Annotated in this window: 18 protein-coding genes, 1 tRNA gene and 1 pseudogene; 5 read left to right on the top strand and 15 right to left on the bottom strand. The window is 63.8% G+C overall.

The genetic code is table 11. The annotated features are described in order from the left end of the window. From yidC to rpmH, 3 genes are all read right to left on the bottom strand, one after another. Positions 1 to 1,551: membrane protein insertase YidC (gene yidC, locus ACOJTD_RS04450; RefSeq protein ID WP_420131722.1), on the bottom strand; the 1,551-nt coding region annotated here is incomplete at its 3' end. Between the two features lie 16 nt (positions 1,552 to 1,567). Further along, on the bottom strand, positions 1,568 to 1,909 hold the full coding sequence (gene rnpA / locus ACOJTD_RS04445) for a ribonuclease P protein component (protein ID WP_420131721.1): 342 nt from the start codon (positions 1,907 to 1,909) through the stop codon (positions 1,568 to 1,570). Between the two features lie 23 nt (positions 1,910 to 1,932). After that, on the bottom strand, positions 1,933 to 2,067 hold the full coding sequence (rpmH, locus tag ACOJTD_RS04440; RefSeq protein ID WP_008542748.1) for a 50S ribosomal protein L34: 135 nt from the start codon (positions 2,065 to 2,067) through the stop codon (positions 1,933 to 1,935). A gap of 309 nt (positions 2,068 to 2,376) precedes the next feature. Here rpmH and ACOJTD_RS04435 point away from each other — a divergent pair, with 309 nt between their 5' ends. Further along, positions 2,377 to 3,882, top strand: coding sequence for an ATP-binding protein (locus ACOJTD_RS04435; RefSeq protein ID WP_420131720.1), 1,506 nt, complete (start codon positions 2,377 to 2,379; stop codon positions 3,880 to 3,882). Between the two features lie 217 nt (positions 3,883 to 4,099). Further along, positions 4,100 to 4,176 (top strand) — tRNA-Arg (locus tag ACOJTD_RS04430). 34 nt (positions 4,177 to 4,210) lie between these two features. Here ACOJTD_RS04430 and ACOJTD_RS04425 read toward each other — a convergent pair. Genes ACOJTD_RS04425 through ACOJTD_RS04410 form a run of 4 tightly spaced genes read right to left on the bottom strand, consistent with a single transcriptional unit; the run spans position 4,211 to position 12,472 of the window. After that, a complete protein-coding gene (locus ACOJTD_RS04425) occupies positions 4,211 to 5,485 on the bottom strand; it encodes a TIGR02679 family protein (RefSeq protein WP_420131719.1) in 1,275 nt (424 codons plus the stop codon). Further along, a complete protein-coding gene (locus ACOJTD_RS04420) occupies positions 5,482 to 9,660 on the bottom strand; it encodes a TIGR02680 family protein (RefSeq protein WP_420131718.1) in 4,179 nt (1,392 codons plus the stop codon). Before ACOJTD_RS04420 ends, ACOJTD_RS04425 begins: the two co-directional genes overlap by 4 nt. Next, entirely contained in the window at positions 9,657 to 10,955 is a 1,299-nt protein-coding gene (locus ACOJTD_RS04415) for a TIGR02678 family protein (RefSeq protein ID WP_420131717.1), read from the bottom strand. The genes ACOJTD_RS04420 and ACOJTD_RS04415 overlap by 4 nt, the downstream gene beginning before the upstream one ends. After that, positions 10,952 to 12,472 carry a TIGR02677 family protein gene (locus tag ACOJTD_RS04410; protein ID WP_420131716.1) on the bottom strand — a complete coding sequence of 507 codons (1,521 nt, stop codon included), beginning with the start codon at positions 12,470 to 12,472 and terminating at the stop codon, positions 10,952 to 10,954. Before ACOJTD_RS04410 ends, ACOJTD_RS04415 begins: the two co-directional genes overlap by 4 nt. A gap of 383 nt (positions 12,473 to 12,855) precedes the next feature. Between ACOJTD_RS04410 and ACOJTD_RS04405 the strand changes: the two genes are divergently transcribed. Beyond that, complete coding sequence (locus ACOJTD_RS04405) at positions 12,856 to 13,707, top strand: type IV toxin-antitoxin system AbiEi family antitoxin domain-containing protein (protein WP_420131715.1); 852 nt, start codon at positions 12,856 to 12,858, stop codon at positions 13,705 to 13,707. Then, positions 13,694 to 14,617, top strand: coding sequence for a nucleotidyl transferase AbiEii/AbiGii toxin family protein (locus ACOJTD_RS04400; protein WP_420131714.1), 924 nt, complete (start codon positions 13,694 to 13,696; stop codon positions 14,615 to 14,617). Before ACOJTD_RS04405 ends, ACOJTD_RS04400 begins: the two co-directional genes overlap by 14 nt. Before the next feature lie 265 nt (positions 14,618 to 14,882). Here ACOJTD_RS04400 and ACOJTD_RS04395 read toward each other — a convergent pair whose 3' ends face one another. Beyond that, positions 14,883 to 16,061 (bottom strand): hypothetical protein, encoded by a 1,179-nt coding sequence (locus ACOJTD_RS04395; protein WP_420131713.1) that lies wholly within the window; start codon positions 16,059 to 16,061, stop codon positions 14,883 to 14,885. Between the two features lie 309 nt (positions 16,062 to 16,370). Here ACOJTD_RS04395 and ACOJTD_RS04390 point away from each other — a divergent pair, with 309 nt between their 5' ends. Beyond that, positions 16,371 to 17,201, top strand: a complete 831-nt coding sequence (locus ACOJTD_RS04390) for an NAD(+)--dinitrogen-reductase ADP-D-ribosyltransferase (RefSeq protein ID WP_420131712.1) — start codon at positions 16,371 to 16,373, stop codon at positions 17,199 to 17,201. A 52-nt stretch (positions 17,202 to 17,253) separates the two neighbouring features. On the opposite strand, the gene ACOJTD_RS04385 is transcribed toward ACOJTD_RS04390, so the two are convergent. The 7 genes and pseudogenes from ACOJTD_RS04385 to nifH form a co-directional block, all read right to left on the bottom strand. Beyond that, positions 17,254 to 17,784, bottom strand: coding sequence for a pyridoxamine 5'-phosphate oxidase family protein (locus tag ACOJTD_RS04385; protein WP_420131711.1), 531 nt, complete (start codon positions 17,782 to 17,784; stop codon positions 17,254 to 17,256). Positions 17,785 to 17,834: 50 nt separating this feature from the next. Continuing rightward, positions 17,835 to 18,425 (bottom strand): gamma-glutamylcyclotransferase family protein, encoded by a 591-nt coding sequence (locus ACOJTD_RS04380; RefSeq protein ID WP_420131710.1) that lies wholly within the window; start codon positions 18,423 to 18,425, stop codon positions 17,835 to 17,837. Continuing rightward, positions 18,422 to 19,114 (bottom strand): Fe-only nitrogenase accessory protein AnfO, encoded by a 693-nt coding sequence (gene anfO, locus ACOJTD_RS04375; RefSeq protein WP_420131709.1) that lies wholly within the window; start codon positions 19,112 to 19,114, stop codon positions 18,422 to 18,424. The genes ACOJTD_RS04380 and anfO overlap by 4 nt, the downstream gene beginning before the upstream one ends. Positions 19,115 to 19,197: 83 nt before the next feature. After that, entirely contained in the window at positions 19,198 to 20,583 is a 1,386-nt protein-coding gene (gene anfK / locus ACOJTD_RS04370) for a Fe-only nitrogenase subunit beta (RefSeq protein WP_420131708.1), read from the bottom strand. A gap of 12 nt (positions 20,584 to 20,595) precedes the next feature. Further along, positions 20,596 to 21,036: a Fe-only nitrogenase subunit delta gene (gene anfG, locus ACOJTD_RS04365; RefSeq protein ID WP_420131707.1), complete on the bottom strand. Its 441-nt coding sequence runs from the start codon at positions 21,034 to 21,036 to the stop codon at positions 20,596 to 20,598. Between the two features lie 12 nt (positions 21,037 to 21,048). Continuing rightward, on the bottom strand, positions 21,049 to 22,617 hold the full coding sequence (gene anfD / locus ACOJTD_RS04360) for a nitrogenase iron-iron protein, alpha chain (protein ID WP_420131706.1): 1,569 nt from the start codon (positions 22,615 to 22,617) through the stop codon (positions 21,049 to 21,051). A 48-nt stretch (positions 22,618 to 22,665) separates the two neighbouring features. Beyond that, positions 22,666 to 23,077, bottom strand: a pseudogene (gene nifH / locus ACOJTD_RS04355) (nitrogenase reductase); the annotation flags it as partial.

The following is a 23,077-nucleotide window of genomic DNA, read 5'->3' as shown; positions in this document are numbered from 1 at the left end:
GATCAGGCCGAACAGGTTGAAGATGTTGGTCGGATCCGGCGCCGACAGGTCGTGAATCCAGCCGAAGAACGGCGCGTGCCGCATTTCGATGGTGACGAACAGCACCTTGTACAGCGAGAAGAACACCGGGATCTGCAGCAGAACGGGAAGACATCCGGCGACCGGATTGATCTTCTCCTTGCGGTAGATCTCCATCATCTCCTGCTGCTGCTTCATCTTGTCGTCCGGATGACGCTCCTTCAGCGCAGCGAGCTGCGGCTGAATGGCCTTCATCTTCGCCATCGAGGCGTAGGACTTGTTGGCCAGCGGCAGGAAGATCAGCTTGACCAGCACGGTCACCAGCAGAATGGCGACGCCGAAATTCCCGACCAGATGGAAGAAGAAGTCGAGCGCCAGGAACATCGGCTTGGTGATGAAGTAGAACCAGCCCCAGTCGATCAGCAGGTCGAAATGGTTGAGGCCGAGCTGCTGATTGTAGCCGCCGAGTCCGGCCAGCGGGAAGTTGAGGCCGACGACGCGCGCTTCCTTGGCGCCGGCGAACAGCCGCGCGGTGGCGCTGACAGTGCCGCCGATCGGAACCGTCTTGGCGTCTTCGAGGTAATCGGTCTGGTAGGTGCGGGTGGTGCCGACCAGGTTGGACGAGAAGCGGGCCTGCAGCTGCGCGTTGGTTTCGGGCAAGAGCGCGGAGGCCCAGTACTTGTCGGTGATGCCGAGCCAGCCGTTGGTGATGTTCTTGAAGTCGACCACCTTGGCTTCGTCGATCTTGGCGTAGGTCTTTTCCTGCAGACCCTGGTCGCCGAGATAGCCGATCAGGCCTTCATGCAGAATGTAGTAGCCCTCGACATGCGGGGTGCCGTGGCGCGAGATCAGCCCGAACGGATACAGCGTCACCGCCGCGCCGCCGGTGTTGGTGACATCGTCCTTCACGGTGAACAGATAACGGTCGTCGACCGTGATCTCGCGGTGGAAGGTCAGGCCTTCGCCGTTGTCCCACTTCAGCTTGACCGGGCTCGACGGCGTCAGCGCGCCGGAGCCTTCCTGCTCCCACAGCGTGTTCTGGTCCGGCAGTTTGGCGTTGGAGCCGGCGGCGCCGACCCAGCCGAATTCGGCGTAATACGGATTGGCGCTGCCCGACGGCGAGAACAGTTGGATCGGCGGCGACTTCGGGTCGACGGTCTCGCGGAACTGGACCAGCGACAGATCGTCGATCCGGCCGCCGCGCAGCGCGAGCGTGCCGCTGAGCCGTGGGGTTTCGACTTTGATGCGCGGGGAGGCGGCGACCGCGGCCTCGCGGCTGACCGCCGGAGCGGTCGCGGCTCCCGGCGTTGCCGGTGCGCCAGGCGTCGCGGGCGCAGTCGGGGCGCCGGGCGTGCCCGCGGCCGGCGTATTCGCTGCGGGCGCCTGCTGCTTGGCGGCGGCTTCCTGCTGCTGCTGCGCCTGCTGGGCGGCGCGCTGCTTTTCCATTTGCGGGATGTTGAAGAAGTACTGCCAGCCGAGCAGCACGAGGCCCGACAGGATCACGGCGAGGATGGTGTTGCGATTGTCGCTCATCGGCTCAGGTCTCGCTTCAATCCGGTTTCGACGACCGCCGCGCAATGCGGTCGAGCGCGGAGCGGAGATCGCCGAGCATGACAGCAAAGTCGCGGCTCAGTGCCGCGCGGCGGCCGACCAGCACATAGTCGCTGTTCGGCATCATGGAGCAGCGGTCCGTGTGTCGGACCACCTCGCGCAACCGGCGTCGAATGCGATTTCGCTCGGTTGCGGTGCCAATCTTCTTGGTCACGGTAAAGCCGACGCGGATCGGACCATCGTCGTCACGGCGTCGGCTTTGTAGGACGAAGGCAGGCCCGTTGATCCGCGGCCCGTTGGCAACGGCGATGAAGTCCGCCCGCTGCCGTAACCGGTCCATGATCTGATCTCGGGAGGACCCGCTCAGGCGCTCAGACGCTTGCGTCCGCGAGCGCGGCGCGCTGCCAGCACCTTGCGGCCACCGGCGGTGGCGAGACGGGCGCGAAAGCCGTGGCGGCGCTTGCGCACCAGTTTGCTGGGTTGATAAGTCCGCTTCACGGCAAGTTCTCCGCTGGCCCGGTAAGTGCTTCAGAAGGTTGAGATAAGCCCGATAATGGGGCTCACGGATGAGCCGACCGCAGTCCATAATGAACCGCCCCGGGAGAACCGGGCCATCGCGGACAGTTGGCGCGGCTTATACGGGAGCGACCTGTTCTCGTCAATTGCGGCCGACCGTGCTTTTGCGGCGCCGGTGCGCGATCCGGAAACCATGCGACGCCGGAAACGTAGATGGTCAAACGGTAATTTGACCTGACGCGAACGCAGGCGCATCTTGACTTATATCATTTGCGCGCGATCGGCACGACCATGGAGGCGGCAGCAGCGGTGCAGCCAGCGGATCAGAAGCCCGAAACGCAGGTATGGCGGCGTGGCCTGGAGCCGAAGATCGGCTTGTCGGGCAAATTGCTGCTGCTCACGATTCCGCTGATCCTGATCGCCGAAATCCTGATCTATGTGCCGTCAATCGCCAATTTTCGGCTGAACCGGCTCAACGATCGCCTGGCCGCCGCCAATACCGCCGCGCTGGTGCTGGACGCGTCGCCGTCCGGCATGGTGCCGGACACGCTGGCGCGCCAAGTGCTCGACAGCATCGACGCCCGCGCGGTCGCCATCAAGATGGGCCAGCAGCGCCGGCTGCTCGCGAGTTCCAACCTGCCGGCCGCCGTCGATCACGTCGTCGACATGCGCAACGTCACGCCATGGGCCGCGATCATCGACGCCTTCGTGGTGATGCTGGAGAGCGGCAACCAGACCATCCGGGTGATGGGGCCGGCCGAGGGCAATGCCCAGTTCATCGAGGTGGTGATCGACGAGGCGCCGCTGCGGGTCGCGATGTACCGGTTCTCCAGCAACTTGCTGCTGGTGTCGCTGACCATCACCAGCCTGACCACGGCGCTGATCTATCTGGCGCTGCATTTCCTGTTCGTGCGGCCGATGCGGCGGCTGACCGCCAATATGGTCAACTTCCGCCGCGATCCGGAAAGCCCGGCGTCGATCGTGATCCCCGGTCCGCGTGGCGACGAGATCGGCCTCGCCGAGCGCGAACTGTCCGACATGCAGCGCGACCTGGTGTCGATGCTGCATCAGAAAAGCCGGCTCGCGGCGCTCGGCCTCGCCGTCTCCAAGATCAACCACGATCTGCGCAACCTGCTGGCGTCGTCGCAGCTGCTGTCCGACCAGCTGTCCAGCGTGCCAGATCCCCGGGTGCAGCGGTTCGCGCCGAAGCTGGTGCGCTCGCTGGAGCGCGCCATCGCGTTCTGCCAGTCCACGCTGTCCTACGGCCGCGCCCAGGAAGCCGCGCCGGACCGCCGCATGATCCTGATCGAGCCCGTGGTCACCGAGGTCCGCGAGACCGCCGGCCTCGCCGCGGATGGCGGCGTCAGCTCGATCACCTGGGTCACGGCGATCGAGCGCGGGCTGACCATGGATGCCGATCCCGACCAGCTGTTCCGGGTGCTGCTCAACCTGGTGCGCAACGCCGCGCAAGCGCTGGAAAGCCAGCCGCGCAGCGACGCAGCCTTGCAGCAGATCCGGATCACCGGCCGCCGCGAGGGCTCGGTGACCATCCTGGAAGTGTCGGACACCGGCCCCGGCGTGCCGCAGAAGGCGCGCGACCACCTGTTCGAGGCCTTCCACGGCTCGGTGCGCGCCGGCGGCTCCGGCCTCGGCCTGGCGATCGCCGCCGAACTGGTCCGCGCCCATGGCGGCGAGATCAATCTGGTCGAGGGCACGCTCGGCGCCACATTCCGGATCTCGATCCCCGACCGGCCGGTCGATCTGCACAGCCTGCGCCACGAACGCGCCCGCGCCTGATCGGCTCGCCCCGCGGGCGTTTGCGCTGTCTTCGATCTTCGTCTGTCGTGCGAGCTCTGACCGGCCCTCTCCGGCGGCATGAAAAATGGGTGACAAAAGAGCCATCCCGGCGCTTGCCAAGCCGGAGCTGAGCCGCTAGCTATGGCGGCCTTCGCAGCGGACACCGCTGCGGATCGCCGGCGGCTCCTGGTTCATTCCTGCGAGACCCGCGGCAAACGCGCCCGTAGCTCAGCTGGATAGAGCACCAGACTACGAATCTGGGGGTCAGAGGTTCGAATCCTTTCGGGCGCGCCAATTTGCCACCATTCGGAACATAACTGCGAACAATTCATAGACCAGCCCTCAGGTCCACCAGCAATATCGTGGCGAGGGCTTCTTCGGCGATGGCGAGCCCATGACGCTGCATAACCTCCATCAACCTGTCGTCCCAACGTGCATGTCCTGCCGGTCCCGCGAGGGACTGCCCTGAACAGGAAGTTTGTGCGACGGCCGCTTCGTAATCATCTGCGCCGAAGCGCCACGGCTTCGCGCCGTGTTGATCTATGACCTGATTGCCGATCCGAACGCCGGGCCAATCGAAATCGCCGTGATAGAGAAGCTGCGCGCCGGCATCGGCCAGTTGCGACAGCAAGCACCTTTGGGCTGCGGCGGGCATCCCGTCAGTGCAAACCAGCGGAGCGCAATCGCATCCCAAGTGATCCGCTGCAATTGCCACCACGTTGGGATTCTCACAGACATAGACCCTGCGACCCGCCACATCCCAGGCCGGCGGCGATCTCAGCAGGGATCGCAACGAAGCGTAGACGGGCTCGCCCGAGGTTTGACTTTGATGGCCTGACCTGCGGACAGGCAAATTGAGGAACAAGACCGGCCGGGCTAATTCATTGACGAGTACGCCGGCTTGGGCCCAAACGTCGCGGTCGCGCTCTATCCCGCTGCCCGCTTCGCCGTCCTCCAACGATCCGAAGTTGATGCCCCTGCCTGCCTCGGTTCTGCCAGCCATTTGGCGCCGGACAGCGAGCACCAAGGTCGCGGTCGCCTGACCGGCATCGAGCGCGTGGGGATCCCCCAATATGTCTGCGGCTAGTTGGGATCGCGTGATGCCGCTCGACGGCAGACATGCCAGGACGGCTTCGACACGACGGCAGAGTTGCAATGCCGTCGCTGCCTTCTGCCGCGCAAGGCGCTTCAATAACCCGAAGCCTCGCGGCCTCCGCACAAACTCGATCAGATCGCCGTGCGAGCAGCCGTCCAGCACATCCGACCACTCGGCCTGGCGAGCGAGCCTTGTCGCGGCGAGATTCGCGATCGGACCGTCGAGTTGTTCAAGTGCGTCACGCAGCGACTTGGCGACGCCGGCGCGTTGAAAAGCCGCATCGATGCTTTGAACGTCAATCTGCAGGGAGTTGGAATAGCGCAATGGGCGACCGAGCAAGGACGCCAGCGCGGTATGCTCCTCCCGAGTAAGATTGCCGATCCGAAATGTCTCGGCCGCCAAATTGTGCGGCGCGCGTTCGAAACGCTGACGAAGGCGCTTGCGCAACAAAGCAAACTGATCGCCGCCGAGCAAGCGCCCGAGTCGAGGGTCAACAGAGACTGTCATGTCGGCGGCAACCTGCGATCGGGGTCGCCATCCAGGATCTTGTCCCGGCCATCCCAACTCCACCGCGACACGAACACGGCGTCGATGCCTTCGCGCCGCTGTAACTGACAGATTGCAACCCCGGGCAGCGCGGCATAGCAGCCCCATTCGCGTTCGCTCGTGATGACAAAATCGAGATCGAACTCGCGGATCAGCCCCATGCAATGCGCCCGAGCGGAATCGTCGATGCCGGCGAAGGCTTCGTCGAGAAGCATCAGTCGCGGGGCCAGTGTTGAACTCCCCTGGCTGTAGAAACTCGCGACTGCGGCGAACAGCGGCACCGTAAGGCCGAGCGCCCGCTCGCCGCTGGAGGCAGGCCCGGAGAGTTTACGCCAATGCCCATCCTGCCAGCGTTCGACGCGGAAGCGATGCCAGCGGCGATAATCCAACGCGCGCGCCAACTGGTCGATCAGACCGGCGCCGCCATCGTCGACCGCACCCGCCTCCGTGCGCTCGCGTTCGGCAGCGATACGTTGCTGCAGCATCGTCCCGACCACGGCGCGATCCTCCGTCGACCAGAGATCCGCGCTGGTGTTGAGCAGGCGCCGACGCGCCGCTTCAAGTCCGATCGGGGCGCCCTCGTCTTCGGATATCGGCTGCCACAGCAGGCGATAGCGCACGCCGGTGGTCGTCGGCCGGCTGTGCAGTTCCTTGTTGATCGCGTCGCGCTGCACCTCGGCAGCTTGCAACAGCCGCTGAATTTCCGAGGCGATCTCGGCTTGCAGGTGATTTTCCAACACCTCGCGCTCTTTGGCAGTGAGCAATTCGCTGCGCTGATAGATCTCATCGGCGAGACGCGCAGCCAGGCGATCCGGCGGTTCGGGCCGATTTTGATAGATCACGCTGACAGTCAGGCCCCAGTCGGTGGTCTCGGCCTGGGCCTGATGCCCGAGCGCGCTTAGCGCACGTTGTAATTCGGTGAGGTCGACGGTGATCTCCCGCTGCACACGCGCCCACGTTTTATCGTCGTCCTCGCGGTCCGACAGCGCCTGCTCAGCGCGACGCGCAAGCGTCAGCGCGGGATCGATCGTCCACGGATTGCGGATATCCGGTAATTCGACCTGCGGCAGCGCAGCCGAGATCAGGCCCGTCGACGCGAAATACTGGAATCGAGCTACGGCTTCGGCGCGTGCATCGCTCCGCTGCTTGAACAGTTCGTTGGCCGCGGATGCTTTTTCTCCGGCCGCCGCGAGAGCCGCGCTCGACGCAATCAGAGCTTGGCGGGCGTCGCTCAAAGCGGCGTCGCTGGCCTCAACGGCGGCGCGAGCCTCCCTCAGCTGTCGTTGCAGTTCCTCGACTTTAGCGCCGACGGTCTCGCGGAGGACTGTCAGACGTTCCGCCGCCTCCTCAGCTTCGGCGCGAGCGTTCGCTCGCTGTTCGATCTGCTTGGCGAGGTCGTCGCGCGCTTCGACCTCGCGGTCGCGGTGTCGGTTCAAGTCGGGCAGCGCAAGGCGTAGTTCGTGAACCGCTTGCGCGAGACGCGACTGAGCGTCGTGATAGTGGTTCAGGGCCGTCTCGACCGCGGCCAAGTCAGCCGCCGCGGTCGGCAGACGGAGGTCGGCGGCATCCACGGCTAACCGTTGCCGCACTGCTTGCAGGCTCTGTTCGGCTTCATGAAAGCGCGCGTCCGCCTCCGACAACTGACGCAAGGCGTCTTGAGCGGCACGTGCACTGACAGCGGCTGCTAAATGAGCGCTGCGTAGCGCATCATCGGTCGGTGCACATCGCCATTCCTCGCCGGCTTGATCCTGGTCCTGCGAAAGCTGCGCGACCATTACCTGCAAAGTGTCGAGCTCGCTGGCGATTATCGTCAGGCGATCGGCGATGTCGGCCAGTCGCCGCGCGCGGGCCGCCGCGCGAGCGGCATAGCCGATGTAGACCGCGGCCGGCTTGTCCCAGGTACCGGCCAACGCACCAAGGCGAAAGCGACCGTCTGGGTTGACCCAGGCTTCGCTCTCGGTCGGGTCCGCCTCCGCGCAGGCGATGCCGGCAAGGATGTCGTCGACGATCGCGGCGGGCACCGGGCCGTCCGCCTGCACGTCGGCATGCAGCCAACCGGCAAGCGATTGCGATTGCGGCAATCGCCTCATTATCTGCGTGTCGTGCAACACCTTGCCGCCATCGGCGGACTGCAGACCGCCGTCTGGAGAAATCCAGGCGTCGAGCAGACCGGCAGCCTCCAGCGCGGCCTCGACGCCGGCGCGCTGCGGCGCCTGGACTGTGTCGAGAAAGTCCACCAACTGCCACAGCGGCGCTCCCGCTCGTGCCTCGCGTGCCCTGGCGTCGCGCGCATAGGGAGGCGGCGGGGCCGTGTCGCCTCCGGCTTGCAGGCGATGACGCTCGTCCTCGAGGGTCCTGCGTTCGGTCTCCAGGAGCTGACGCTGGCCGACCAGCGCGACGCGGCGCTGCGCGAATCCTTCGCTCGCGAGTTGTTGCGCGACCTGCAAAAGCTGCCGCGCGGGGTTGTCGCCTTCCAGCGCGACGACCCAATCGGCGAGCGCCGTGAGTGCGGCGAGGCGGTCGTCGGGTGCGATCCGCAATTGCCTGACGCCGGCGAGGTGGCGGTCCCAGACCTCGACGAGATTTCGGCCCTCGCGCTCGACATCAGCGTCGGCCTCTTCTCGTCGGCAGGTGGCGGCCTCGGCGAGGTCCCGCCGCTCGTCCCGTGAAGTGCGTCGCTGTTCGAATACAGTTTCCGCCGTCGAGACCTCTGCATGACGTCGTCGCAACAATGCGATTTGCTCGCGTCGATCGATGACGGCCGCGCCGAGTTCGACCCGCGCGGCATCGAACGACTGCGGCGTCAATCCGGCCAACTCTATTGGCGCGCATGTTGCGAGTAAATTGTCGGCATGAACCGCAGCAAGGCCCGCAGCTTCGGCGAGACTCGCGCTCCCGGAACGCAGACTACCCACTCGAAGCTCGGCCTGCTCAGAACGCGTCGCGGCGTCGCGTGTCTCGTCCGCGCTGCGCTGCAATCGCCGCTCGGCCTGCGCGGCTGCCGCGGTAGCATCCTGCAAGGCCCGTTGCCGCGTACTCGCATCCTTCTCCGCGCTTTCGAGCCGATTGGCGTCCTGCATCGTGGGATCTGAGCGCAAAGTTTCCAGCCGCACTTGCTCGCGCTTCAGAAGGATTTCCGCCTCATCGTGGGTCGTTCGCGCCTGCGTTTCATCGATACGCGCCTCGTCGAAACGTGCCAGAGCCTCGCTACGCGTCCGGCTGGCATTGTCGAACTCGGTCTGCGCCTGGCGCAATGCGCGAGCCTGGCGCCTCGTCTGCGTACCGGCATAGACACGGTAGCGCTGATCGAAGCGATCGACCGCTTTGGCCAGCGCCTGATATTCGATCAGTTGTCGGCGATCTTCCTCCAATTGCCCGAGCGCCTCGGCGACATCGGCGAGGAGTTCGGACGGCAGAGGCGGCAGGGCTTCGGTGAGCGCATTCGACAGCGCGGTCTCGTCCGGCTTCTTGGAAAGTTGCGGCTGACGCAATTGGATCAGCGTGTCCATCAGAGCGTCGTATCGTCTGGTGCCCAAGTGAAACAATCTCTCGTCGACCGCACGGCGGTAGTTCGAGGCTGTTTCGAACACTTGGCCCCGGCCGTGCAGCGCATCGCGCAGCCGCTCCTTGGTCAGGACATTGCGCTGCTCGCTGATCAACCAGAGATCCTGGTTGAGCCGCGGCGCACCGCCGGCCTCATCGACGATAAAGAACCAGCTTTCGACTTGCGGCCGAGCCGCGACGGCCGACAACCCCGCGCCGAGCGTTAAGTAACGCGGCGTGCCGTCGTCGCTGAGACGGCCGAACTCGATCCACGCATAGCCGATGCGCCGAGGATAGCTGTTCATCAGCAGATTCCAGGCCATCTTCTTGCCGCTGTCGCCGTCCGGCTCGATGCGCGATGATTTGAGCTGTGCATCGAACAGGAAGGGCAACGTCAGCGACAGCACCTTGGACTTGCCGGTCCCGTTATTGCCACGCAGCAGCAGGTGGCCATCCCGAAACCAAAACTCCTCGCTGTCGTAATGAAACAGCTCAACCAGCCCAAGCCGCAGCGGCTGCCATCGTACCCGCGTCGGGACCGGCAGTGCAGGTTTTTCGGATTGCGGGAGAAACGATACTGGACGGTCATTCATGGCGATGCGATGAGATTCCCGGGCGCCGCGTAGCGTGCGCGATGTGACTCGAGGACCTCCGTATCGCCGAGGGCGAAGCGGGTGAGTGCCGGCAGCGGATGCACCCTGTCGCCGTCCCGGCGGATCAGATCCAGTTTTGCCAGACGTTCGATTGCGATTTCCTTCAACTCTTGTTCGGCGCCAGGCTCACGCGCCGATTTGCGCCAATACCGACCATACTTGGTCTTGGCTTCTCGCAAGAAGGCGACAATGTCCTGCTCGCGGTTGAATTCGACCACATTCGCCGTTTCGGCCGCCTCGATCAGCCGCTTTCGGTACGCGGACGCCAAGTATTCGGCAACCAGCAGGGTGGCATGGGCGTCGGTGCCTTCGGCCGGCATTGCGACATCCGTCAATTCGCCAGTCTCATCCACCAGCGCCAATCCTTCAGCCCGCTGTTCCGCGGCCAATCCGGCAGACTCGCACAAGCGAGCCGCCATAGCCCCACGCTGATTGACGAAGTAAGCGCGAGCCTCCTGGTCCAACGTTTCCAAGTAAACAACAGGATCATCCAGCAGTCTGCGCGCAAGCCGATGGCGCAGCGCTGTGCGCCGCCCGTCGTCGCTGTCGGCCACATATTCGTCCGTCAGCGCACGCAGCCGATCATCGAGCGTGAGAGGCGATTCGTCGGCTCGCCAGGTGGACGGCCCCCGCACCGCCGCCAATATACCGGCGAGCGCGCGGCGCTGTACGTCGTAAAGCGCGTCGGCCTGATCGCCACCGGAACTCACGAACGCGTCTTCGTCACCGGCGACGCGCGCCAGAATTCCCAATTCCAACAATGTGCGGCACACGGCCACCAGTTCACGCCGCTCGTGCGGAGCGCCGAGCGTAAAGCGGAAGCCGAGAGCAGCGAGCGCCGGCTCCGCGGCTAGTTGCAGCAGCCTTTCGCCCAAAAGGCGGAGGGTGATCTGCGGGTCGGCGCGTTCAAGCACCGCGCAAGCGAGGCAGAGCAGCACGTAGCGACGGCGATCATATCCGGGAAGTCCGCGCGTCGGGCTGGTACAATCCGCCGGCCGCTTGTAGAGACGCGCGCCCTCGTGTTCGATCTGCAGAGGCCAACCGGTTTCGCGGCCGAACCAGTCGCGCAACGCGTCCGCATGGCGGCGGATCGCGGGAAATTCCTCATGTTCAGGACTCATCAGCGGCGTCATCAACAGCGCACGGACTGAATTTCGAAACTCCTCGCGGTCGTATCGCTGCTGCTGCCGGCCGATACTGCGACTGTCCGTGGCGCTGCGAACACCATTTTTCATCGGATGTCTCGCGTCGACGTGATGGTGATCAAGTGATCTCGACCGGAGAAAACGCCGAGCGGCGTCTCGATCCTGGCCACACTGCCCGGCGCAAGCGGCGTCAAGCTGATATGGAGTAGTCCGTCGCCGGTCTGGCGCTCCACTTTGGCATCCGGGTCGTCCTGATCCGTCAGCGCTTCGCCGAGCAGACCGAGAAACAATCCGAAAGTATGACGATCAAGTTCGCCGAGGTCGGACAGACGCGTCGGCTGGCCGGTCGCGAGGCGTTGACGAGCTGCCTCGACTTGCTGCGCTTCCTCGGCGAGTTCGTACGCCAGCCGCGCCCGGTCGGCGGCGCGATCGCGCACACGGGCGAGCGGCCCACGTGGTGCAGCCTCGCCGTATTCGCGCAGCCGTGGATGGATTCTCAACGGTGGCGCGTCGGCCCAGCGCGTACCGGCGGACAGCTCCACGTCCGCGTCGGGATTGAGCGAATAATGCCGCGCTGGGTTGAGCGCAAAAGCGGCGCGGGCCAATCGATGGGCTTCGTCGTTATCTGCACAGTCGACGAACCAGGCTCCGAGCGTCCGGAAATCCGCCGAACGGTCGCTGCGGCCGGCGCGGCGTTCATTGAGCGCCGCGATCGCACCGAGCAGTTGCGGGATCGCGGATCTCGCACGCGCCCGCAGCAGTTCGGCTTGGGATGGCTCGTGGCCAGTGCGGAAGAACCAGCCGCGCAAGCCCCTCCAGCGCTCGCGCCAGGTGTTCCAGTAGATCGCCTGGGTTGCGACGCGGTCCTGATCGTCGCCTGGGGCTGCGTCCTGAGCCTCGCGTCCGGCGACCTGCTGCAACATACCATCGATGCTCGGCTCGAGTGCGAGGATGAGCCCCGCTATAGTGTCCGAGCGACGCACCAGATCGCCCATAAAGCGCTCCAGATAGTCGATGACGCGTCGCTTGTAGCTCGCGACCGCGGTTGCGTCGGCCTGCTGCAATTCGACACTACGCGCGGCGCCCGCCATAAATGCCTGGGCATTGTCGGCGAGGCTTTCGAACACGCGGACCAGATCCCGCAGCGTCTCGTGGATCTTGGCAGCATCCGGCTGAGCTTCGTTGGCCAACGCCTTGAGGGCCTGCAGCCGACTTGCGATGTCCTCGAGCGCTACCGTCTGTAATTCGGCGCGGCGCCGGAGGGTCTGCTCGAACACCACCAACGCCGATTCGACGGCTTCGCCGCCCTGCGAAAGCCGATACAGAAAGCGTGCGCGATAGAAATCACCGAGGCTGGAGACGCGCGAGGTGTCGGGCTGAGACTCTAAATTACCCCACACCGCAAGCTGGGTGAGCGCGGCGTTGACGTCCTCGATCGGCGGAGGCGAGCTCGGCCATTTGGCTTCGACCAAGACTTCGTCAGGCCTGAGCTGCAATCGGTATTGCCGCTTGGCTGCAGCGAACACTTCCATGATACAGCGATAAAATGCCGCTTTCTCGGCACTGACATGCCTGAAAAGATCCGTTGAATTGCGGATGGCCGGCATCGATCTCTTCTCGGAAGGGCTCCATGAGAAAGTGCCAGTATTTGGGGTAGTGTGCCAGCATTTCTACCCGCCCCTGACGTGCGCCCTCGCCGAACTTCGTTCGTCGCTGCGGTGAGCAAGCCGATTTTTTAAGTAATTCAATAACTTGGTAGCTTTGTTCTGATCGGCGCCGGCTGCGGCACCTGCCGCGGCAGATAGCGACAAAGAGCTCATATGGCCGCTAAATCGCGGTCGGCCGGACTCCGCAGCCATCCTGCCCTTCGCAACTTCAATGGACATGAAACCTCCTGGTTTACGTAAAGGTAATTTTACAAAGCACAGCTTCGCAAAAGATATAATCTTCAAACTAGACTTAGGTTTGAATCCGTTCTATTTTACAAAGTATGGCTCCGCGATCCAACGGAAAGCTAAACTATCTAGAGAAGACGCTGCCAGACGGGTTGCTCGTGGATGCGGCCTGGATGGAGAGGCATGGCTACTCGACGAGCCTGCGCAGCCAGTATGTGAAGGGTGGCTGGCTCGTACAGCCGGTTCGCGGGACCTTCAAACGGCCCCGGGGCGTCCTGACGTGGGAAAAAGCGGTTATATCGCTCCAGACGCTGATGGAGCGTTCTCTGATCGTGGGTGGCCGGACCGCGCTCGAATTGCAGGGCTTCGGTCATTACCTGTCGCCAGACGGCCCCCGGGTCGTGCATCTGCATGGCCCGGAAGCGCCACCCAACTGGCTCGCCAAGTTGCCGCTCAATGTAAGCTTTGTCTTTCACATGTCGCAGACGCTGTTCAGGTCCGAGCCGGTCACGAAGGGGCTGAGCAGCTTTGCGTGGGATATCGATGCGAACAGCGGGCAGCACGCGGAAGGCTTCGCCGGCGGCGCAGTACGCGCGTTCCAGACTGACGCGGAGTGGCCGCTGACCATCTCGACCACGGAGCGGGCCTTCCTTGAAATGCTAGACGAGCTGCCGAGACGGGAGACGTTTCATAACGTCGATATGATCGCTGAGGGGCTGCGCACGCTCAGCCCGAAGCGCATGCAGAAGCTGCTGGAAGACTGCCGCAGCATCAAGGTAAGGCGGCTCTTCTTCTGGTTCGCCGAGCGCCACGGCCATCGCTGGCTCAACCAGATTAATCGGGAGCGCGTGCCGCTTGGCAGCGGGAAACGCCTCCTTGTCAAACGCGGACGGCTCGACACCAAATACCTGATCACGGTGCCGGAAGACCTCAGTGTCCCCGGTTAACCGTTATCGCGCGCAGGTTGCGCTGCTGATCGAGGCGCTGCCATTCGTCGCTGCGGAAGAGGACTTCGCGCTCAAGGGCGGGACGGCGATCAACCTGTTCTTGCGCGACATGCCTCGCTTGTCGGTCGATATCGATCTTGCGTATCTGAAGGTCGCCGAGCGCGCAGAGTCGCTAGCCGCCATCAACGCCGCGATGACGCGCTTGGGGGCAGCGATCCGGGCGGGCCTTGGTAAGGTACGGGTCAACGAGGTCGTGAACACTGCCGAAGGCATCGTCACGAAGCTAACGATCCAGCGGCTCGGCGCACAGATCAAGATCGAGGTCACGCCCGTGCTCCGCGGCTGCGTGTTCGCGCCTGAGGTCCGCGCTGTTGCAGCGTCCGTCGAGAACGCGTTTGGCTATGTCGAGACGCAAATCGTTTCTTTCGCCGACCTCTATGGCGGGAAGATCATGGCAGCGCTCGACCGCCAGCATCCGCGCGACCTTTTCGACGTGCGAGACCTGCTGGCGAACGAGGGGATAACGGACGAGCTCCGGCAAGCCTTTATTGTCTATCTGATCAGTCATCATCGCCCGATGGCTGAGGTGCTGCGCTCGCCGCAGAAGGATATCAGCGCCGCCTTCGCGGGCGAGTTCGCTGGCATGACGACGGTCGATGTGCCCCTGGCAGAGCTCACCGCCGCACGCGCGATCCTTGTGTCCGAGATCATCGGAAACATGCCGGACGCGCACCGGCGTTTTCTCGTCGGGTTCAAGAAGGGAACGCCAGACTGGGCGTTGCTCGGCGTGGCCGGAGCGGCGGATTTACCCGCGGTGCGCTGGAAGCAGCGCAACCTCGACAAACTGACGGAGGAGGCACGCGCACGTTTGGTGCACGCGCTGTCCGAAGTGTTGGACGTGAAGCACTAGCCGCATGCCAACTCTGGAAGAAGTAACGAGTTGGCTGGACCATATTATGGCGGGAAGGCCTTCGGGGGCCCGTCCTTGGAGCCAGTCATGTGCAGGCTGAGCGGACGATGCTTGGCGCGAAGAAAGGTCTGAGCTCACCACCAAAGCAGGGAGCCGCCTTCACGCGTTTACACAGCCGCCTTTCCCCGCGAAGTCAACGGGTGGCACCGAACGAAGCGCGCCAAATACCGCAGCCATAGAGGCCGCCGGCCAGCAGACCGGCCACTTACGACCATTGCGACACTCTTGATATCGCGGAGAACATTTCCGCCGCGCCCTGACGGAGTGGGTCCAGCGACTCGGCCCGCTCGCGGGCCCATGCGATCCAATCGCTCAAAGCGATGTCACCGACACAAGCATTGCCCTCCTCAAGGGCTCGCCTTTCTACTTCAGCCAAGAAAAGAAGCAGCTTGTCGTGATTTTCCCAGTCGGCCGCAAACCCCCGGAATTTGTTCCAGCGTTTGTCATCGATTTCCCTGAGGCGGCGGGCCTCGTAGCGCCGGGCCTCTTCCTCGCGGTATCTCTTTTCGCGCTCCTCCCGTTCGCGCTTTTGCTCTTCCAGGATGGGCCCTGCTGCCATGATTGCGCCGACGATCTCAGGCAGGAGACCGTCCATCTTGATCTTCTGGCTCTCAATCCACTGTCGCTGATGGCCATTAAGGTAGGTCGTGATCGACACGCGTAGGAAACCCGAGGAGTCTAGTCCAGACTGATGGTGATCGGGATAGGCTGTCCACTTCCGCGTTTCGTCCCGCTGCTTGAGCGACTTAACCAGCTTCTCGACAATCGAGCATTCGACAGCATGGGTCGCAATCAGGAAGGTCACCCTGCCAGTCACGGGCGATTTCTCGATTCTGCCTCCGGCCTTTTCGACGCCCGTGAAGATCGCGCTTGTGACACAAAAGCGGTACAAGTCGCGGGCGGTCAGATCGGAGAGCAACCTCGATGTCCACCAGGTTTCGTGCCTTCGCCGCCTGCTCTCCTGCTCACGTTCCTTCTGCTCCTTCCGATGCTCTGCGATCCATGCTTTCACGCGTGGGTGAAGTGTTTCAAGGTCTTTCGGAATGGCAAGAGCTTCCACCTTCGCGGTGGCCACCGCCGCGGACCTCTCGGCTTCTGGCGGCCGCACAGGTTTGGGAGGCGTGGGGTAGATATCCGTGGTCTGCAGAATACCGTCCTTGCGCGGCGGCAGCCTGAAAGCAACCACCGGCTTGCCCGCCTCCTTTTTTGCCCAATAGCCGCGTGGCGGATAGGGCACGTCCATCCTGTCGCAGATCTTGGCAAGGCCGTTGCCGCTGATCCCGAACTCTTCCGCCAGACGGATCAGCGGTTTCTGCCAGACCAGTTTGAAAAGCTCCTCACGACTCACGCGCCGCGGCCCTTGGTGCACCGTTAAGTCGGACATATCGATCCCGCATCAGACCTGGATTGACCGCAAGATACGGCGGAAACTGTAAGGGACGATAGCCGCGCCCGCCGACTAACCTGCGGCGCCGTCGATTAGATCGAATTATATCGTGATTTCAATCACATACCAGTTCGCAGTCTTATTCTGAATGGTGCGCCATTTCGGTCCTGTCGATCAATTCTGCAAACACCTGAAGCGCACCAGTGCGGCTGGGCGGATGCGTCCTTGGTCGATGTTGCGGGTGCTTGCCGGATGGCGGGCGGCGGCGTCAAATGATGGCGTCGGATTCCGATTGCTGGGCGCCGTATGTCAGGCTCGCTGCTGAACGATGCTGCCGGTGAGGATCCCGATCGCTGGTATTGCACCAACATGGTCGGCGTGCCGGTCGGGTTGATCGGTTCGATCGCGTTCAATCGCTGCCTGCGGCGGATCTCGATCCACGGCACGCGTGAGACGCATCCCGGGTTGTTTCGGTTACTCGCGGGCTGCGATACGCAGGCCGCGGCGGCCGACGTGTTCGAGCATTACATGCAGATCGAGTTCGGACTCGATCTGGCCCGGAGCGGCGAGCCGCCCCGGCGCGCCACCAGCTATCTCGAATTGCTGCGGGGGTGGGGCGTCGACGCCAATTGTCCGAAGGCGGCGGTGCTCAAGGGCTGGGTGGAGAGCCGATTCGGCTTGGTGCCGATCTTTCATCGGCAGCGGCTCGGCCGGTTTCCATCGCCGGGCTGGTCGACTTATTTGCAGGACAAGACCGACAGCCGCTTTCACACCAACTGCATCTATCAGCAGTTCGACCTGCTGTACGAATATTGCCAATGGAGCATCCGGCACTTCAAGGCGCCGGGGCCGCGCTTCGTCCGGCTGTGGCGCGGCACCAATGCGATCGAGCAGCAGCTCGTCGACGGCGATGCGCGGCAACGGCTGTGTACGGTGAGGCTCAACAATCTGGTGTCGTTCAGCGACTCCAAGGAGCGCGCCGACGAAGTCGGCGACTGGGTGCTCGAAACCGAAGTGCCGACGGTGAAGCTGCTGTTCTTCCCGGGGCTGCTGAGCGGCCACGTGCTCGGCTATGAGGGCGAGTACCTGGTGATCGGCGGGCGCTACAAGGTGCGCGCCCACCACGGCTGGTTCTAGAGCCGGCGTAGCCGCGGAGGATTTTGGAGCGACGGGACTGACCGGTCGCCCGCTAGCCCGTCTCGCCGGGCTCCTCCGGCCGCGGGTCGCCGAAGCCGTAAGCCTTGCCCCTAATGCTGTCGATATCGATGCGGATCACTTTGGTGATGCCGAGCTTCTCGGGCGGATAGTCGAATTTGCGCTCGGTGAAGCGGCTGACGATCAGGTCGAGCGCCTTCACCTTCTCGGCGTGATCGTCGACGAAGCTGGCGTGGCCGAAGCCGATCACGGTGCGGTGCCGGGCTTCGAAATCGCAGGCCGCATCGGCGCTGACGACGCCATGCTCGGTGGTCACCTCGAAGCACACGCGGTTATTGGCTTTGAGGATATCGATCTTGGTGCCGGCGCTGGCGGAGTGAAAATACAGCGCCGCGCCGTCGAAGCCGTAGAACACCGGGACGAGAAACGGCACGTTGTCGCGTGCCAGCGCCAGATGCATCACCTTGTCGCCGGCGAGGATCGCATCGATCTCGGCGCGATTGGTGATCTCGCGGCTGCGTCGCCGCATCGGGCGGCCGAGGATCGTGCTGGCTTGTTCGGTCATTGGAATCTCCTGGAAGAGGTCGGCGGCGCCGTACGGCCCGCGGAAAGGGATCAGCAAGCGCAGCCCAGTTTGGAAGCGAGCGTTGTGAGGTCGGTCTGGGCCATCGGCACGGGGTAGCTCGGCGGCACCGACGCGATTGTCGCGAGCGCGTCGATGTGAGTCGCGGGCAGGCCGCGGGCGCGCGCACCGGCGATGATGAAGTCGAGGTAGTCGCGGCTCGGCGATCGCGGCGGCCCCATTTCGGTCTTGCGATGAAACAGCGCGTCGAGCGCCCGGCCGTTCTCGTCGATCACTTCGACCGGGTAGTGGAAGTACGATCCGCCGCCGTCGAGCTTGACGCCCTGCCAGGCGTCGAAGCGGTCGAGCTCGGTGGCCGACAGCTCGTACAGCACGCCCCACACCTCCGTGCCGGGCTGATCGACCAGAGTTTCCACTCCGCCGTCCCAGACCGCGGAGTAACCGTAGAAGGCGAGCGCGTAATCGGTGAGGCGGGCCACCGCAACGGGTTTCGGTCGGCACAGCCGCACCATGATGTGGTCGGGGTTCAGCGTCGCCCCATAGGCAAACAGCAGCGTGGTCGGACGGCGCGCCGGCTTCGGGCGCGGCACGGTCGGGAGCGGCGTGGTGATGGTCGGGGTCATGTTGCCTCAGCCTGTGGTTTCGGTGTGATGGTGGCGGCGACGCCGAGGCCTGGCAGCTCCATAATCTCGGCGTCCATGTTGAGCGCGCGCATCGCGCGCGAGAACCAGCGCGGAATGTGGTCGCAAACGAGATCGAGCTGCCGGAACGGCGTGCCAGCGAGGAAAGGGATCAGGATGTCCCAGGAATTCAGCCCCGGATCGTCCTGTAACAGTCGCACCAGATCGAGCCGGAAGTGACCGCTGTCGTCATCGCCCACCAGCACCGGCTTGATGTCGTCGAGCTCGCTGCCTGCGCCGTCCTGATGATGGCGCCGTCGGCGCGAGCGCCGCTCGGCTCGGGCGGCCTTCGCACTCTGCTGCGCGCGCTCGTGCTCCTTGCGGGCGATGGTTTCGAGCTGGGTGAACAGCGGGCCGTGCGACTGCCAGGTCTGAACGCCCATCTCCTGCAGCAGCGAGTTGACGACGCCGCGCACGCTTCGGGAGAGAAACAGCCGGCAATCTTCCAACTCGGATACGACGGCGGCGAGCGAGGCGTGGATCTCGGCGAGTCCATCGTCAGGCCGCACCGCGAAGCGGATCGTTTTGCGGACCTTCCAGACCTCGCCCTGCTGCTCGAACATCAGGATCACGCCCTTGTCGGAGAGTTTGACGATCTCGCCCTCGGCATCGACGTAAGCTGCGATTTTCATCACTGGTCCCGCGGCGGTCGGTTAGGAGGAGGAGTCCGGCGGCGGACATGGCAAACCGCCGCCGGACCAGATCTTGAGCGTGGTCACCACACGTTCAGGATCCATTCGCGGTTCTTCTTGACCTCCATGTCGTTGAACAACGTGTTGGCCATCTGTTCGGCGAGCCAGGTCGCGCCGGCGTAGCCGACGACGGGGTAGCGATACAGGCCGGCGCGGTCGTAGGTCGGAAAGCCGACCCGCAGCATCGGAATGTTGTAGTCGATGGCGACGAACCGGCCCTTGGAGTGGCCGAGGATCAGGTCGAGTTCGAGCCCGTTCTTGATGCGGTCCTCGAGTTCGAACAGGTCGGCATTGGTGATGATCTCCATCGGATAGTCGACGTTGTCCTTCAGCGCCGCGATCCGCGGGTCGGTGGCGTAGCCGGCGTTCTCGTCGCCGAGCAGCAGCAGCACCGGCTTCATTTCCAGATCGAGGCAGTATTCGGCGAGGCCGAGCACCAGATCCGGATTGCCGTAGATCGCCACCTTTTTGTCGGCCAGGAACATGTGGGCGAGGTCGGTGATGGCGTCGAGCGCGATGCCGCGTTCCTTGACCAGCGATTCCGGGATCGGCTTGCCGGTCATGTCCTTGACGTTGCGCAGGAAGGTGTCGGTGTTGCGGATCCCGATCGGGGTCGGGCCGATCACCGCCGGCACATCCCAGCGAGTCTGCAGCCAGGTGGCGGCGAGGCCGCCTTCGTAGCGGTTGAGCGCGATGGTGCCTTGCGCGTCAGCCGTAGCGGTCAGCTCCGCGATCGTGGTCGAGCCGTGCGACACCGCGCTCTTGTCCGGCATCAGCGGACTGTCGAAGCTCTCGATCTCGAACAGCACGTTGGCCTCGACCTGCATCTCGGCGAGCAGATGCTTGAGCTCCTTGACGTCGCCCGGATTGACCCAGCCGGTGATCAGATTGATCTTCAGGCTCGGCTTGTCCTTCTTGGAGAAGTGCTTGACGAAGTCGCGCACCGCGACGTCGTAGCCCGTCACCATGCTGCCGACGAAGCTCGGGCAGTGGATCGGGATCAGGTGGACCTCGCGGTCCGGATACTTCACGTCGAGCAGCTCTTCCTGCAGCTTGGTGACGACGCCGTCGACGTCGTCGCCGATCACCTCGGTCGAGCAGGTGGTGATGATCGGCACCACCTTGACGTGCGGATAGCGCATCAGCAGCACGTCGACCGCTTCCTCGACGCGGTCGAGCGCGCCGAACACCGCGCCGTCCTCGTGCACCGACGAGGAGGCGATTTCGAAGCTCTCCTTGAGGTGCTGCGAGATCAGCAGGCGGACGAACATCACGCAGCCCTGGCCGCCGTGGACGATGCCGATGCAGTCCTTGATGCCGATCGAGGCGTATTGTGCGCCGGCCGGCTGGCAGGTGAAGATCGGATTGATGGTGCCGATCCGATCCTTCGGCTTGAATTGACAGTTCATGGCGGGATCCAATCAGTAGTTCTTGTCGGTGAGCTCTTCGTTGAGCGAGCCGGTGACGGTGAGATAGTCGATGCGGGCGTGCAGCTCTTTCATCAGGGCCTTGATGTCGTCCTTGGACATCGTGGCGAGCCACGGGCAGGTCGCCTGATAGGCGCGCTGCAACGTCACCGAATCGACCCAGTAGCAGCGCTCTTCCGGCGTCTGGGGCGTGAACGGCTCGCCGGCGAGCAGCTTGGCGGCGATCGTGAGGATGCCCTCGTTCTGCCGCTTGCGGTCCCAGGCCCGCGAGTGGAACTGCCACAGGCAGTTCTTCATGATCCAGTCGACCATCTGGTCGACCCGGGCTTTGGTGACGTCGTCCAGCGCCTCATAGGTGGCGAGCGCGGCAGCCGCGGCGGCGGCGTCGGCCGGGAACGGATGTTCCGAGGCGACTTTGTAGGTGATCTTGGTCATGGGGCTCTCGTCTCACTCGGCCGCTACGGCTTTGGCGATCGGGGTGAAGTAGGGCGCGTTCTTCTTGCGCAGGTCGGAGATGATGTCGTCCTTGCCGGTGTAGCGGCGCAGCGTCTCCGACTTGGCGATGTCCGCCGGCAGCTTCGCGTCGGACAGCATGCGCTGCGTGACGAAGCCGCGATCGGTCGGGATCTCGTCCTTGGAGATGTCGAGGCCCGAGAGCTGGTGCATCGGCGAGTAGATGCCGTTGTAGATGTCGCGGGCGAACCGCACCCAGCCTTCGAAGCCCTTGTAGGGGCCGTTGTGATAGGCGTGGGCGTTGAGGTACGGGACGCGCACCTTCTTGGCGACTTCGCCGGGGCGCTTGCCGGTGAAGATGATGTCCGGCTGCAGTTTCTCCAGCGCCTCGAGCCCCTCGAGCTCGTTGGGATCGTCGATCGCCAGCGCATCCTCGCCGCAGCGCGCGATGCCCTTTTCCATGTCGCCCTGGTGGCCGAACTTGGTGTAGACCGAGACGACCTTGACGCCCATCTCCTCTTCGATGGCGTGGGCCCAGTGCCACAGCTTGGAGCCGCCCGGCCACAGGCAGACCTTCTTGCCGCGCAGCCGCTCCTTGTACCAGTCGAGCTCCGGCTTCCAGCGCGCGGTCTCTTCGGCGATGATCGCTTCGGCGCGGTCTTCGATGCCGAAGAACATGCCGATCTTGCGCAGCGACTGCGACAGCGCCTCGAAGCCGAAGCCGTCGATGTCGAGCCGCGGAATGCCGTAGCGGACGCGCAGTTCGTTGCAGATATATTCGGCCGAACGGGCGCATTCGAGCACGTTGAGATGCGCGCGGTGCATTGCCCGTAGGCCGTCATAGGTGCCGTTTCCGGTGAAGGTCGACAGCACCTGGATGCCCATGCGGGTGAAGTAGTCGAGCATCACCTCCTGGTCGCCCTGGATGTTGTATTCGCCGACATAGTTGATGACGTAATCCGAGGTGATCTCCGGCTCGACGGTGCCGACCTTGTCGTTGATCCAGGCGATATTGATCTTGTGATGGCCGCCGGATTGGCTGGGGCCGCCGAAGCCGGGCGAGTTGCAGGTGAAGATATCGACGTCCGGCATCTCTTCCATCACATCGGCGGCGACCGCGTTGATGTCGTCGCCGATCAGCGCGGTGGCGCAGGTCTGGTAGATCGTCATCCGCTTGATGTCGGGGCAGGCCTTGAACGCCTCGATGATGTTCTGCTTGAGCAGGCCCTCGGCGCCGAACACGATGTGCTTTTCGCGGACGTCGGTGGCGAAGGTGTATTTGAGCTGGAAGTTGTTATTGTCGGAGATGTAGCGCTTGGTCTGCCAGGTGTCGTAGGTGCAGCCGACGGGGCCGTGACTCATGTGAATCACGTCCTTCATCGGCGTACCGATCACGTGCTTGGCGCCGCAATAGGCGCAGCCGCGCTCGGAGATCGATCCCGGGATGGTGTTGAGATAGCCGAGCGGCAGCGCGGTCGCGAGGTTATCGCCGGCGCCCTTGGTGACGGCGTGCTTCTGGCGTTCGGGGAGACATTTCGAACAGTCGAACTCGTGATATGGCATCTTGGTGTCCTCGTGCGGGAAGTACGCCGTCAGGCGCGGGTGCGCAGGTCAGTCCATCAGACCGTATTTCACGACCATCTTTTCGAGTTCATCCATCGTCAGCGGCTTCGGAATCACGAAGTCCTTGTTGTCGATGATGGCGGCGCCGAGCTGCTTGTATTCATGGGCCTGTTCGGCGGCCGGATCGAATTCGGTGACGGTCTTCTTGTTGAATTCCGCCTTCTGCACGATGTTGTCGCGCGGCACGAAGTGGATCATCTTGGTGCCGATGGCGGCGGTGAACTCCTCGAGGAACTCGCGCTCGCCGTCGACCTTGCGGCTGTTGCAGATGATGCCGCCGAGCCGCACGCCGCTCTGCTTGGCGTATTTGACGAGGCCCTTGCAGATGTTGTTGGCCGCATAGATCGCCATCATCTCGCCGGAGGCGACGATGTAGACCTCCTGCGCCTTGCCGTCGCGG

The organism is Rhodopseudomonas sp., from assembly GCF_048594845.1.
GTDB lineage: Bacteria > Pseudomonadota > Alphaproteobacteria > Rhizobiales > Xanthobacteraceae > Rhodopseudomonas.
Note: the sequence above shows the minus strand (reverse complement) of the source record. Positions and strands in the feature narration are given on the sequence as shown.

Excerpts from the sequence above, each read along its gene's own strand:
- rnpA (WP_420131721.1), bottom strand. The coding sequence starts at position 1,909 with ATGGACCGGTTACGGCAGCGGGCGGACTTCATCGCCGTTGCCAACGGG.
- ACOJTD_RS04435 (WP_420131720.1), top strand. The coding sequence starts at position 2,377 with ATGGAGGCGGCAGCAGCGGTGCAGCCAGCGGATCAGAAGCCCGAAACG.
- ACOJTD_RS04425 (WP_420131719.1), bottom strand. The coding sequence starts at position 5,485 with ATGACAGTCTCTGTTGACCCTCGACTCGGGCGCTTGCTCGGCGGCGAT.
- ACOJTD_RS04420 (WP_420131718.1), bottom strand. The coding sequence starts at position 9,660 with ATGAATGACCGTCCAGTATCGTTTCTCCCGCAATCCGAAAAACCTGCA.
- ACOJTD_RS04415 (WP_420131717.1), bottom strand. The coding sequence starts at position 10,955 with ATGAAAAATGGTGTTCGCAGCGCCACGGACAGTCGCAGTATCGGCCGG.
- ACOJTD_RS04410 (WP_420131716.1), bottom strand. The coding sequence starts at position 12,472 with ATGCCGGCCATCCGCAATTCAACGGATCTTTTCAGGCATGTCAGTGCC.
- ACOJTD_RS04405 (WP_420131715.1), top strand. The coding sequence starts at position 12,856 with ATGGCTCCGCGATCCAACGGAAAGCTAAACTATCTAGAGAAGACGCTG.
- ACOJTD_RS04395 (WP_420131713.1), bottom strand. The coding sequence starts at position 16,061 with ATGTCCGACTTAACGGTGCACCAAGGGCCGCGGCGCGTGAGTCGTGAG.
- ACOJTD_RS04390 (WP_420131712.1), top strand. The coding sequence starts at position 16,371 with ATGTCAGGCTCGCTGCTGAACGATGCTGCCGGTGAGGATCCCGATCGC.
- ACOJTD_RS04385 (WP_420131711.1), bottom strand. The coding sequence starts at position 17,784 with ATGACCGAACAAGCCAGCACGATCCTCGGCCGCCCGATGCGGCGACGC.
- ACOJTD_RS04380 (WP_420131710.1), bottom strand. The coding sequence starts at position 18,425 with ATGACCCCGACCATCACCACGCCGCTCCCGACCGTGCCGCGCCCGAAG.
- anfO (WP_420131709.1), bottom strand. The coding sequence starts at position 19,114 with ATGAAAATCGCAGCTTACGTCGATGCCGAGGGCGAGATCGTCAAACTC.
- anfK (WP_420131708.1), bottom strand. The coding sequence starts at position 20,583 with ATGAACTGTCAATTCAAGCCGAAGGATCGGATCGGCACCATCAATCCG.
- anfG (WP_420131707.1), bottom strand. The coding sequence starts at position 21,036 with ATGACCAAGATCACCTACAAAGTCGCCTCGGAACATCCGTTCCCGGCC.
- anfD (WP_420131706.1), bottom strand. The coding sequence starts at position 22,617 with ATGCCATATCACGAGTTCGACTGTTCGAAATGTCTCCCCGAACGCCAG.